Consider the following 12,044-nt stretch of genomic DNA (forward strand, 5'->3'; position numbering starts at 1 on the left):
AGAACCACAGGACACCCCATGGCAAAGAACACCAGCAAACGAGGGGCCAGCCGCGGCCCGGTACGCAAGAAGACGCAACGCCAGGTCCCGGGCTGGGTGTGGCTGTTCACCGGGCTGATGGTGGGCCTGTTTGTGGCGTTCCTGTTTCACCTGGGCAAGACCCAGCTGGAGCAAGGAAATAACGGCAAGGTGGCACAGAAGCCGGAGCAGCCCGCCAAACCGGCCAAGCCAGCACCGAAAAAGGACAGCAGCGACGATTCCCCGCAATTCGATTTCTACGCAGTACTGCCGAAGATGGAAGTGATCGTGCCGCAGAATGAAACCGATTCTGGCAGCCGGGACAGCCGCAAACCCGCTCAGGACAAACCGACCAGCGAACGCAAACCGGACGCCGGCACACGCTCCAGCAGCGAGCGCTATCTGCTGCAAGCGGGCAGTTTTCGCCGCAACGAGGATGCCGACCGCCGCCGTGCCGAGCTGATCCTGAAGGGCTTCGATGCCTCCATTCAGTCCGTGGACCTGGAAAGCGGAGACAGCTGGCACCGGGTCATGATCGGCCCCTACGACAACCTTAACGCCATGCACCGGGCCCAGGATCAACTGGCCGGCAATGGCATTGAGACCCTGCCGATCAAGATGAAGAAGTGAGGACGTTCCAACTGCAGGAGCTTGCCCGCAAGCGAGGCGGGATCAAGCTCCTGCGGCTAATGGATAATTGATAACGACCCAATCCATGGCTGTGACTCTCAAAGCGCAGACGTCGCAACGAAACCATGAGCGCACCCTCTGCTGGCCCGGCACCAAGCCCCCTCGCGAGCTATCCACTATCAATTATCAAATGCCCTCTCTTCCCTTGAATCCCTTATCGCCAGCCCCACATCTGCAAAACCACTATAAAAGGAGCTTACCGTGACCACTATCGTATCCGTACGCCGCGGCAATAGCGTTGTGATTGGCGGTGACGGCCAGGTGTCACTGGGCAACACCGTCATGAAAGGCAATGCCCGCAAGGTCCGCCGCCTCTACCACGGCAAGGTCATTGCCGGGTTTGCCGGCGGCACCGCCGATGCCTTCACCCTGTTTGAGCGATTTGAAGCGCAACTGGAAAAACACCAGGGCCATCTGGTCCGGGCCGCTGTAGAGCTGGCCAAGGATTGGCGCACCGACCGCGCCCTGCGTCGCCTGGAAGCTCTATTGGCCGTGGCCGACAAGGAAGCCTCACTGATCATCACCGGCAATGGCGACGTCATAGAGCCGGAAAACGACCTGATCGCTATCGGTTCCGGTGGACCCTTTGCCCAGGCAGCCGCCACTGCCCTGCTACACAACACCGAGTTGGCTGCCGGAGATATTGTCGAGAAGAGCCTGACCATTGCCGGCGATATCTGCGTCTACACCAATCAACAGCAAACCATTGAAGAATTGAGCTGGTAATCCGATGCCAAACCTGACCCCGCGCGAAATTGTTCATGAACTGAACAAGCACATTGTCGGCCAAGAGCCGGCGAAAAAATCCGTTGCCCTGGCCCTGCGCAACCGCTGGCGTCGCATGCAGCTGCCGGCAGAAATGCGCGCTGAAGTGGCGCCCAAAAATATTCTGATGATTGGCCCTACCGGCGTGGGCAAGACCGAAATTGCCCGCCGCCTGGCCAAACTGGCCGATGCCCCCTTTATCAAGATCGAGGCCACCAAGTTCACGGAAGTGGGCTATGTGGGCCGCGATGTGGAATCCATCATTCGTGACCTGGTGGAAATGGCCATCAAGATGCTACGCGAGAAAGCCATCGCCCGCGTCGGCAGCCAGGCTGATGATGCCGCCGAGGAACGCATTCTCGATGCCCTACTACCCGCCGCCCGCGGCGAGGAAGAGAACAAGACCGACAACAGCACCCGTCAGATCTTTCGCAAGAAACTGCGCGAGGGTGAGCTGGACGACAAGGAAATCGAGATCGAGGTGTCCAGCAACCCGGCCGGGGTGGAAATCATGGCACCGCCAGGCATGGAAGAGATGACCAGCCAGCTGCAGCAGATGTTCTCGAAAATGGGCGGCAGCGGTAACAAGCGCACCCAGAAACTGCGTGTCCGCGAAGCCTACCGACTGATCCGCGACGAGGAAGCGGCACGTTTCGTCAATGAAGACGAATTGAAGGTGCAGGCCATTGATGCGGTGGAAAACAACGGCATTGTGTTCCTGGATGAAATCGACAAGGTGGCCAAACGCGGCGAAAGCGGCGGCACCGATGTATCCCGGGAAGGGGTCCAGCGCGATCTGCTGCCGCTGATCGAAGGCTGCACCGTGTCTACCAAATACGGCATGGTGAAAACCGACCACATCCTGTTCATCGCCTCCGGCGCCTTCCACCTGTCCAAACCCAGCGACCTGATCCCGGAGCTGCAAGGCCGTCTGCCCATTCGCGTGGAACTAAGCGCGCTGACGCCAGATGACTTCCAGCGCATTCTCACCGAACCCAGATGTTCGCTCACCGAGCAGTACAAGGCCCTGCTGGACACCGAAGGGCTTAATCTGGAGATCACCGACGACTGCATCCGGCGCATCGCCGAGGTGGCCTGGCAGGTCAACGAGCGCACCGAAAATATCGGTGCCCGCCGTCTGCACACGGTACTGGAAAAGCTACTGGAAGAGATCAGCTACGATGCCGACTCCCTGGCCACCCAGTACCACGACAAGGCGCTGGTACTCGACGCCGAAGCGGTGGACCGCTATCTGGGTGAGCTGGCCGATGACGAGGATCTGAGCCGCTACATCCTCTGATGGCCCGCGTCTGAGGTCGGGCATCTGACACGAAACCTGCAAGTGTTGGATGCCTGACTTCCGTCGTCCACCCCCTTTCCTGCTATGATCCCCGCCGGAGGAAAAACCATGACCGCCGGCGAACAACTACAACACTATCTGGACCGTTTCTTTGCCCTGCGCCAGCATGGCGACGACACCCTGTTTCTCGCCCGCCTGCAACGTCTACAGGACTGGCAGGGGGAACGTCTCAAGCACACCCATCGCCATCTTCTGAACGCTCCGGCCACGGCGGAGGGCATCCGTTTTCTCCTCGAGGAAGTCTACGGTGGTCGCGAGCTGCTACCGGTGGCCCGGGAAATCCGGCGCGCCCTGCCCAAGGCCATGAAGCTGCTGCCGGACAAGGTCATGGCCACCTCCGCCAGCGCTCTGGAGGCCGCCATTCTCACCCAGGAGCTGGACGAGCAGGTCACCGACTGGCTGAGTGACGAGCTGGATCAACCGCTCACGGAGCTGACCTACCTCAAGGGGTTTCGCCAGCAAAGCCATCACCCTGCCCGCCAGCGCCAGCTACAATTGGTGGCTGAGCTTGGCCATCGGCTGGACCGCTATATCCGCTCGCGAATGATACAGACCACCTTTCGCATGGTACGCAGACCGGCCCATGCGGCAGGCTTTGCGAACCTGTATGATTTCATGGATCGCAGCTTCCGGGTGATGAAGCCAGTGCCCAGTGTGGGCCTGTTGCTGGAGCAGCTGGCCGCACGGGAAGAGACCATCATGCAGAAGGTCTACGACCATCACCCGGCCCCCTTCGAGGACTGACATGAACGACGAAACCAAGGTCACCCACTTCGGTTACCAGCAGGTACCGTGGCAGGAAAAGCAGCAGAAAGTGGCTGGCGTATTCCGCTCGGTGGCGGGCAAATACGATGTCATGAACGACCTGATTTCCATGGGTAGCCATCGCCTGCTCAAGCGCATGACCATCGAACTTGCCGGCATTCGTCCGGGCCACAAGGTACTCGATCTGGCCGGCGGCACCGGTGACCTGGCCATCAAGTTTTCCCGTCTTGTCGGCGAAACTGGGCAGGTGGTGCTGGCAGATATCAATGACGCCATGCTGGCAGTGGGCCGCGACCGTCTGTTCGACGCGGGTTGCAGCCACAATACCCAGGTCGCCCAGGTAAACGGCGAATGCCTGCCCTTCGAAGACAACAGCTTCCACTGCATCACCATTGCCTTCGGCCTGCGCAACATCACCGACAAGGATGCCGCCCTGCGCTCCATGCTGCGGGTACTGAAACCCGGTGGCCGGCTGCTGGTACTGGAATTTTCCACCCCGGTGCACAAGCCCCTGGCCAAGGCCTACGAGCTGTACTCCTTCGGCGTATGGCCCAAACTGGGCAAGCTGATCGTCAATGACGCAGACAGCTACCAGTACCTGGCCGAGTCCATCCGCATGCACCCGGACCAGGACACTCTGCAGGGGATGATGGACCAGGCCGGCTTCGCCCGTACCGAATACTTCAACATGCTGGGTGGCATCGTGGCGCTGCACAGAGGGTTCAAATTTTGAGTCTGAAAGACCAGTCCCGCTCCCCCGGCCTCCTCTCCACCACCGCTCTGGCTACGGTGGAACGAGCCATTAACACCGCCCTGCGCTCCGATCCGGCCAGCGCCGACCGGCTGGCGCTGCATGCCGGGCGCCTGCTGGCCATCGAGGTGACCTTACCGCCGCTGGCCATCTATGCGCTGATCGTGGAAGACGGGGTGGAGTTATATCACCGCAGCGATGCCAACGCGGATGTCACGGTAAAGGGCAACCCCATGGACCTGGCCTCCCTGCTGCTCAACTGGAATACCCGCCCCGGCGTCATTGGCGGCCCGGTGGATATCAGCGGCAACCGGGAACTGTTGCAGGAAATGCAGCAACTGGCCCGTGAACTGCAAATCGACTGGGGCGCCATCCTAGAGCCGGTGACCGGCTCGGAACTGGCCCAGCAACTGGATTATAGCGCCCGTCGCCTGTTCGGCTGGGCCCGCCAGGCCGCCGGTCGGCTGACCGAGCAACTGGCCGACTACGTGGGCAACGAATCCGGCCTGACCCCCGGGCGCCGGGACGTCTACGAATTCGGTCAGGACGTGGACGAGCTGCGCATGGACGTGGACCGTCTGGATGCCCGTATCCAGCGCCTGCGCACTGCACGGTCCGGCAATACCAGCAACGGGAGCGCCACCGACTGATGCTGCCCGTTACCCGCATTCTGGTGGTCGCCCATGTGGTGTGCCGCTACCGGCTGATTGCCCTGCTGCCCTCGCATCCGCTGCGCAATGTGCTGCTGATGCTGTCATTCCTGGTACCTTCAAGCTGGCTTGGCACCGGCAAACTCAGCGAAGGCGAGCGCCTGCAGAAGGCCCTGGAACGCCTCGGCCCCATCTTCATCAAGTTCGGCCAACTGCTGGCCACCCGCCAGGACATGCTGCCACCGGAGTGGACCAGCGCCCTGGCCCGACTGCAGGACCAGGTGGCGCCCTTCGACGGGCAACAGGCCCGGGATCTGGTGGAAGCCAGCCTGAGCCAACCCTTCGATGAGGTATTCCTCGACTTTGACACAACGCCCATGGCCGCCGCCTCCGTGGCCCAGGTCCATGCCGCTACCCTGCACAATGGCCAACAGGTGGTGGCCAAGGTACTGCGCCCCACCATCCGTCCGGTGGTGCACCGGGACCTGAAGGTAATGGCCTTCGGCGCCCGCTGGCTGGAACGGTTGTGGCGCGATGCCCGCTATTTCCGCCCGGCCCGGGTGGTACAGGATTATCGGGACATCATCCTTGGCGAACTGGATCTGGCCGCCGAGGCCCGCAACAGCGAAACCATGCGCCGGCACTTCCTGTTCAGCCCGCTGCTGCATATCCCGGCCATTCATCTGGAGCTGTCCAGTCCCACCGTGATCATCATGGATCGCATTCACGGCATCCCGGTGAATGATATCGAGCGCATCAAGGCTGCCGGCATTGATCCCAAGGTGCTCGCAGAACGGGGCGTGGAGATCTTCTTTTCCCAGGTATTCCGTTTCAACTTTTTCCACGCGGACATGCACCCGGGCAACATCTTCGTCAACCCGGAACACCCGGAATCCCCCCAGTATATGGCCGTGGATGCGGCCATCGCCGGGCGCTTGTCGAAGGAAGACCTGAACGTGCTGGGCCGCATGGTGCTGGCCGTCATGCGCGAGGATTACAGCGCCCTGGTGGATGCGGTGATCCGCGCCGGCTGGAATACCGCCCCCATCGACCGCCCCCGCTTTGAGCGGGCCGTGATCGACATTGTCGAGCCGGTGCGCTCCGCCCAACTGGACCAGCTGGAATTCGCGCCGCTGGTGATGAAGCTGTTCGATATGGCGCGCAACTACCACATCGAAATGCCGGTGCAGTACATCCTGCTGATGAAGACCCTGGTACATATCGAAGGGCTGGGGCGCAGCATTTACCCGCAACTGGATATCTGGAGCACCGGACGGCCGCTGCTGGAGGCCTGGATGCTGGCCGAATACGGGCCCAGCGCCACGCTAAAAAAGCTGCAGAACCGCATGCCGGAGTGGACCGCCCAGCTGCCTGACATGCCGGATCTGCTGCGCGACGGTCTGGAAAGCCTGCGCGAACTGCCCTATCAACAGGACCGCCTGGAAGCCCGCTTCGAACAGGCCCTGTTACGCCATCGGCACAAGCTGTTTGCCGGTCTGGCCGGCCTGGGCTGCGCCGGCACCGCCGTGTGGCTGGCAACCCCCCATTTCAGCTGGCCACTGGCCGCGGCTGCCATGCTGCTGGTGAGCTGGAGCTGGCGGCGCTAGACTGTGGCACCGCACTGCGGCACACCGGATAATCCGTCGGCGCCCGCCCGCAGCAGGCGCCAACAATAAAGAAAGTACAAACGCTATGTCAGATATACTCAGTCAGCTCCATCAGGTGCTTGAATCCCGCAAGGGCTCCGACCCGGACAGCTCCTACGTGGCCAGCCTGTACGCCAAAGGATTGAACAAGATCCTGGAAAAAGTGGGCGAGGAAGCGGTGGAAACCATTCTCGCCGCCCGCGACGCGGAGGTCAGCGGCAAAACCGATGCGCTGATCAGCGAAACCGCAGATTTGTGGTTCCATAGTCTGGTCATGTTGGCCAAACTGGGAGAACACCCTGACAAGGTACTGGCAGAACTGGAGCGCCGCTTCGGCCTGTCCGGCCATGACGAAAAAGCGGCGCGCGGCAGCAAGCACTGAACCGCCCTGACTATCGGCGCCTGACCTACTGGAGAGAGACAGCATGTTTTCCGGCATCAGCATTTGGCAGTTACTGATCCTTCTGGCCATCGTGGTCCTGTTGTTCGGCACCAAGAAGCTGCGCAATATGGGTGGCGACCTTGGCGGAGCCGTAAAAGGCTTCAAAAATGCCATGAAAGACGGCGAGGAAGAGCAGGATCAGAAGCGCCTGGCCGACGAAGAGAAAGAGGCTCCCGAACAAAAAACCGAAAAGGACAAGGAAAAAGACCAAGCCTGATCTGGCCCGGGCTTTCGGCTTCTCCAACGCCCCGTTAAGAGGTTTCCATGTTCGATATCGGCTTTGCCGAACTTACCCTGATCTTCGTCATTGGTCTGGTGGTGCTTGGCCCCGAGCGTCTTCCCACGGTGGCGCGCACTTTGGGGCAATGGATCGGTCGTGCCCGCTCCACCTTCAATCATCTGAAAAGCGAACTGGAGCGCGAAGCGGTCACCCAGGACATGCGCGAACGCATGGAAAAACAGATGCGCGAGATGGGCCTGGATGAAGACAGCATCCGCGACGCCAAAGAAAGCCTGCTAAGCCCGGAACAGATTGCCAAGGCGAGAACCCCCCGCGACTCGCAAGCGGACTCCGCCGACGACAGTGAAAAAACCCAGGAACCACCGCGCCATGAATGACGCCAGCAACGATTCCGGCCAGCCACTGATTGCCCATTTGCTGGAACTGCGCAATCGCCTGCTCAAAGCCATGGCAGCCATCTCCGTGGTGTTCCTGGGGCTGTTTTATTTCTCTCGAGAACTGTACACCCTCGTGGCCAAACCGCTGATGCAGGCCATGCCGGAAGGTACCAGCATGATCGCCACCGGCGTCGCCTCGCCGTTCCTGGCGCCCTTCAAACTAACCCTGTATCTGAGCATCTTCGTGGCCATGCCCTTTATCCTGCATCAGGCCTGGGCCTTTGTGGCACCTGGCCTGTACCGGCATGAAAAACGCCTGGCCATCCCGCTACTGGGCAGCAGCGTGCTGCTGTTTTACGCCGGCGCTGCCTTTGCCTATTTCGTGGTATTCCCGCTGATGTTCCAGTTCTTTACCGCCATTGCCCCGGAAGGGGTGGCGGTGACCACGGACATCAGCAGCTATCTGGATTTTGTGCTGGCCCTGTTCCTGGCGTTCGGGCTGGCCTTTGAGTTACCCATCGCCATCGTGCTGCTGGTCAGTACCGGGGCCACCACAGTGGAAAAACTGGCCAGCGCCCGCGCCTATGTGGTGGTGGGCTGCTTCGTGGTAGGCATGCTGCTAACACCACCGGACATCATCAGCCAGACCCTGCTGGCGCTGCCCATGTGGTTCCTGTTCGAGGTTGGCCTGATGGCCGCGCGTTTGATACGTCGGGAAAAGCAGAAACAGCAGGAGACGCCCGACCCGTAGGGTGGATTAGCCGAAGGCGTAATCCACCAGACCAGGCACATCGAATACTCTCCCACCTTATGGTGGATTACGCCCTTTGGCCTAATCTACCCCCTACGCACAGTCTCGCGCTCGGCAGCCTCCTTCATTAAAAGCGGTAGCCATTATTGCCGGTTGGCGCTGGCGGCAACGGCAACGGCGCCAGGCCATCCATACCGTCATCACGGGCCGGTGGCGCTGGTGCCGGTGCGGCGCAGCCATTGTGCTGCAGAAAATCCACTATGCGTTGCTGCACCGACGGATCCCGGGTGCTTTCGATATGCCCGCCACGCAAGCGCTGGAACGTTTTCGGCTCGCTGGCAGCAGCAAACAACCGCTTGCCGTGGTCATAGGGAATAATCGGGTCGTCTTCGCTGTGCATCACCAGCAAGGGCGTCGGTGCCACCCCTGCAATACGGGATTCCGGGTCCAGGTCGGTGCCGGGCATACCCGGTAGCACCAACCAACGCAGCGGCCACAGCAACCAGCTGCCTTTCATCACATCATTGGTGATACCCCGATAACTGGCAAACGCCGCCTCCAGCACCACGCAGTCCGCCGCACCCTGATTCTCGGCATCTCCCAGCACCGTCGCTGCCATGGCGCCCCCCAGGCTCTGACCAAACACTGTCAGCGGGCCCTCGGCACTCTTGGCATTGCGCAACCAGTCCAGCCCCAGCTGCACATCGTCGAACACCGCCGGCAGTTTCGGCTTTCCCTCTGACAAACCATAGCCACGGTAATCAAGGAGAAAAACGTTATACCCCTGCTCTGGCAACCATTGCACACTGGCCAGATGGGTGCTGATGTTCTGAGCATTGCCATGAAGAAAATACACGGTGCCACGCACATGACCATCACCGGCTGCCGGCAGCCACCAGCCATGCAGGCGCAGCCCGCGCGGATGGATCAACACCACATCCTCGTAGCTGAGCCCCTGGTTTTCCGGGTTTTGTACCCAGGGCTCCATGGGATAGAAGAACAGTTTGCTGCAGCCGGCCAGCGCCATGGCCAGCCCAGTCAGCAGGATCAGTCGAAGTACCATCGCCATTGCAGTTTGAACTCGTTATCACCATCCCCGCGCCAGCCTTCCCGGCTCAGCGATGCCCGCAGTCCGTGCTGTCGGGCAAACGCCCAGTGCACGGCAAGCTCGGAGGTATGTCGATAGGTATCGTTGTTGAAGTAATGCCCCACGCTCCCCACTTGCCACTGCCAGCGCCCACGCTGGTAGAGCAGACCGGCATCCAGCCCGGCCCCGGGGGTGAGGAAGGTATCGAAGTCGCTATTATTTTCCATTCGCAGGCTGGTTAACAGGTAAGGCTGCCAGTTCCCCATGGCCCAGCTGCCACCCGCACCGCCCTGAACATAGCGAACCAGTCTGCGACGCCCCGCCCAGGCTCTCTCCAGGCCACCCTCCACATACCAGCTCAGCGGTTTGCTGAAGCGGTTACGGGGGGCCAGCGAGCGAATGCTCACCACATCCAGTTCTTCCAGTCGTGGATCACCGGATTCCGTGCTGCGCAACGTCAGTCCGAGCCCCTGGATCTGTGCTCCGCGCAGAAACCCGTAATTATTATCCAGCAAGTCATGATAGGTCAGCCGGTAACTCAGTTCCCCAAAATCCTGGTTTCCTTCGCGCTGACCACCAGCCAGCGCCAGCATCTGGGTGCCATGGCCGGCTTCCGGCGGCTCGGGGTCCTGCGTTTCCGGCACATCGACCCTGGGCAACTGATTCATCTTTGTCAGCAAGACAAAGGAATCCCTGGCGACCTCTGGATCCCGTGCCCCCTTGCGGTTGACCAGGCGCAGATAGCGGTAGGCTGTGGTGACCATCTGCGCCTGCTGCTCCGCACCGGCTTGCAGGAATTCTTCCGATTCCATTAAACCGGGATCATCCGCCAGACGCCGGGCCAGCTTCTGTTGGCGCGGCGTCATCTGGCGGCGCAGGTTATCCAGCTCCACCGCCTTGGAGGGCCGGTAGTGGCGCTCGCTGATCAGATCCCGGTCATCCAGGGCGCGCACCGTATTCACCGGCACTTCGGCAAACCGTAATTCTGTCAGCAGCTGCGACCCCGGACGTGCTACCTCCACCAGCTCCAGCAAACGAAAGGAGCAATTTTCATCAAAAAAGTAGTAATCGAAATTGATGTCCTTCAATTCCCACAGATGCTCAATCAGCCAGTCAATTTCCTGCTGATCCAGGTCCAGGGTGTACTCCCACATGTCGCGGTTTTCCATGTGGGAGTATTCCTGAATTTTTTGCACGTAAGGGACCAGGGCAAATCGCCCGGGATAACCACCCGCCAGACCCCGGTAAATATAAAACAGGGAATTGTCGGCCTCGCTGGATACCGCACCGAAGTTCACCGCCCAGGACAACCACACGGCACTGCCTTCGCCCTGATCCAGGCGCAACAGAGTGTGACCGAACATGGAAGACGGGCTGTTCAGATAAGCCGCAGGAAAAACCAGCACTGCCCGACTGGCCTGTACCGCAGCACGCCATTCGGAATAATCCTCGCAGTGGGCAAACGGCGTATCATCCTGCCAATTGAAATGCCCGGCCAGGAAACGATAGCGGGCAGGGAAACGACAACGATCCGGGGCTTCTGCCGGCTCAAGCGCAGCAGCCGTTGCCCGCAATTCGGCAAGCACATCATCCTTGCCATTGTCTGCCAGAAAATAATTGTCGTCGTCGATATAACTGCGTCCCCGGTCACGCAGGGTGGCACCGGGATTTACATGCATGAGAGCCTGCCATCGTGATGAAGCGGCAAGATCAACCAATGAGGGAGAGGAGTTCGCGGCCAACGCCGGGGCAATCCAGCACAGCAGCACACAAAACAGTCCAGTGCGCATCCGGTATTATCCGTGATTCGGGCGGGGGAAATTCAGACCTGAATCCGTGATTTCAGATCAGACAAACAAAGCCCCGCCGTTGGGCGGGGCTTGTCGGTAAACGTGCTAGCCGTTTACGCCAGGTACTTGGACAGGCTCTGGTCCTGCTTCATTACCTCGGTGATGCTGGCCATGACTTCTTCGGCAGTCACATCCTGGTGCGGGAAGATAACTGCAAAGTTTTCATGCATGGCAGCATTGAAGCGAGCGCGGTCGCCAGCTTCGATGCCCATGGATACGGACAGTGCGGTCAGGGCTTCGCCTTCACCGGTTGCCATATCCTGAGCCACTTCTTCCATCACACCGGTCATACCCAGCAGGCTCTGGCCGCTGTAGGTCAGAGAACCATTGGTATCACAACCGTTGGTGCCGGTAGTCATACCAAAGGTGGCGTTGCCGGAGGTGCCATTCACAATGGTCGCCAGCAGGTGCATAGGCAGACCGGAGTTGCCTTCGAACAACAAGTTGCCCCAACCACAGCCCGGACCACCCGGTGCTACAGCCATGGCAGAAGTAGAAGCGCCAAGCAGAGTGGCAGCGATAAGCGTCTTTTTCATCCTGAGATACCTCCAAGTTTTTATATGTCGTCCCTGGGGATACTTCACAGCACCAGGCTGTATTTCGCAACCCTTTTGCAGCGATGCTGCTCAGTGCTCTCCCCGTCACCCGTAA

The 12,044-nt window shown here is 60.3% G+C and carries 14 protein-coding genes; 11 read left to right on the plus strand and 3 right to left on the minus strand.

The window, feature by feature from the left end:
- Positions 1–18: 18 nt before the first annotated feature.
- The 11 genes from ACMG4M_RS15070 (at position 19) to tatC (ending at position 8,456) form a co-directional block, all read left to right on the plus strand.
- Positions 19–648 carry an SPOR domain-containing protein gene (locus tag ACMG4M_RS15070; protein ID WP_035245144.1) on the plus strand — a complete coding sequence of 210 codons (630 nt, stop codon included), beginning with the start codon at positions 19–21 and terminating at the stop codon, positions 646–648.
- A gap of 261 nt (positions 649–909) precedes the next feature.
- A complete protein-coding gene (gene hslV / locus ACMG4M_RS15075) occupies positions 910–1,434 on the plus strand; it encodes an ATP-dependent protease subunit HslV (RefSeq protein ID WP_035245145.1) in 525 nt (174 codons plus the stop codon).
- A 4-nt stretch (positions 1,435–1,438) separates the two neighbouring features.
- A complete protein-coding gene (gene hslU / locus ACMG4M_RS15080; RefSeq protein WP_035245146.1) occupies positions 1,439–2,773 on the plus strand; it encodes an ATP-dependent protease ATPase subunit HslU in 1,335 nt (444 codons plus the stop codon).
- A gap of 108 nt (positions 2,774–2,881) precedes the next feature.
- The gene (locus ACMG4M_RS15085; protein WP_272962148.1) at positions 2,882–3,577 is read left to right on the plus strand and encodes an FFLEELY motif protein; all 696 of its coding nucleotides are present in this window, start codon (positions 2,882–2,884) and stop codon (positions 3,575–3,577) included.
- Between the two features lies 1 nt (position 3,578).
- On the plus strand, positions 3,579–4,331 hold the full coding sequence (ubiE, locus tag ACMG4M_RS15090; protein WP_035245148.1) for a bifunctional demethylmenaquinone methyltransferase/2-methoxy-6-polyprenyl-1,4-benzoquinol methylase UbiE: 753 nt from the start codon (positions 3,579–3,581) through the stop codon (positions 4,329–4,331).
- The gene (locus tag ACMG4M_RS15095) at positions 4,328–4,999 is read left to right on the plus strand and encodes an SCP2 domain-containing protein (RefSeq protein ID WP_035245149.1); all 672 of its coding nucleotides are present in this window, start codon (positions 4,328–4,330) and stop codon (positions 4,997–4,999) included. Before ubiE ends, ACMG4M_RS15095 begins: the two co-directional genes overlap by 4 nt.
- Positions 4,999–6,606, plus strand: coding sequence for an AarF/UbiB family protein (locus ACMG4M_RS15100; RefSeq protein WP_035245150.1), 1,608 nt, complete (start codon positions 4,999–5,001; stop codon positions 6,604–6,606). Before ACMG4M_RS15095 ends, ACMG4M_RS15100 begins: the two co-directional genes overlap by 1 nt.
- An 85-nt stretch (positions 6,607–6,691) precedes the next feature.
- Positions 6,692–7,027 carry a phosphoribosyl-ATP diphosphatase gene (locus tag ACMG4M_RS15105; protein ID WP_035245151.1) on the plus strand — a complete coding sequence of 112 codons (336 nt, stop codon included), beginning with the start codon at positions 6,692–6,694 and terminating at the stop codon, positions 7,025–7,027.
- Positions 7,028–7,070: 43 nt separating this feature from the next.
- Positions 7,071–7,304 carry a Sec-independent protein translocase subunit TatA gene (tatA, locus tag ACMG4M_RS15110; RefSeq protein ID WP_272962145.1) on the plus strand — a complete coding sequence of 78 codons (234 nt, stop codon included), beginning with the start codon at positions 7,071–7,073 and terminating at the stop codon, positions 7,302–7,304.
- Positions 7,305–7,351: 47 nt separating this feature from the next.
- Positions 7,352–7,705 (plus strand): Sec-independent protein translocase protein TatB, encoded by a 354-nt coding sequence (gene tatB / locus ACMG4M_RS15115; protein ID WP_035245153.1) that lies wholly within the window; start codon positions 7,352–7,354, stop codon positions 7,703–7,705.
- Positions 7,698–8,456: a twin-arginine translocase subunit TatC gene (gene tatC, locus ACMG4M_RS15120; protein WP_035245154.1), complete on the plus strand. Its 759-nt coding sequence runs from the start codon at positions 7,698–7,700 to the stop codon at positions 8,454–8,456. The genes tatB and tatC overlap by 8 nt, the downstream gene beginning before the upstream one ends.
- A 127-nt stretch (positions 8,457–8,583) precedes the next feature.
- On the opposite strand, the gene ACMG4M_RS15125 is transcribed toward tatC, so the two are convergent.
- The 3 genes from ACMG4M_RS15125 to ACMG4M_RS15135 all read right to left on the minus strand — a co-directional run bounded on the left by ACMG4M_RS15125 (position 8,584) and on the right by ACMG4M_RS15135 (position 11,929).
- A complete protein-coding gene (locus tag ACMG4M_RS15125) occupies positions 8,584–9,525 on the minus strand; it encodes an alpha/beta hydrolase (RefSeq protein ID WP_035245155.1) in 942 nt (313 codons plus the stop codon).
- On the minus strand, positions 9,504–11,222 hold the full coding sequence (locus tag ACMG4M_RS15130; RefSeq protein WP_272962144.1) for a DUF4105 domain-containing protein: 1,719 nt from the start codon (positions 11,220–11,222) through the stop codon (positions 9,504–9,506). Before ACMG4M_RS15130 ends, ACMG4M_RS15125 begins: the two co-directional genes overlap by 22 nt.
- 224 nt (positions 11,223–11,446) lie before the next feature.
- Positions 11,447–11,929, minus strand: coding sequence for a DUF3015 domain-containing protein (locus ACMG4M_RS15135; protein WP_035245157.1), 483 nt, complete (start codon positions 11,927–11,929; stop codon positions 11,447–11,449).
- Between the last annotated feature and the right edge of the window lie 115 nt (positions 11,930–12,044).

It is taken from the genome of Alcanivorax sp. IL3 (assembly GCF_047495465.1).
Lineage (GTDB): Bacteria > Pseudomonadota > Gammaproteobacteria > Pseudomonadales > Alcanivoracaceae > Alcanivorax > Alcanivorax jadensis.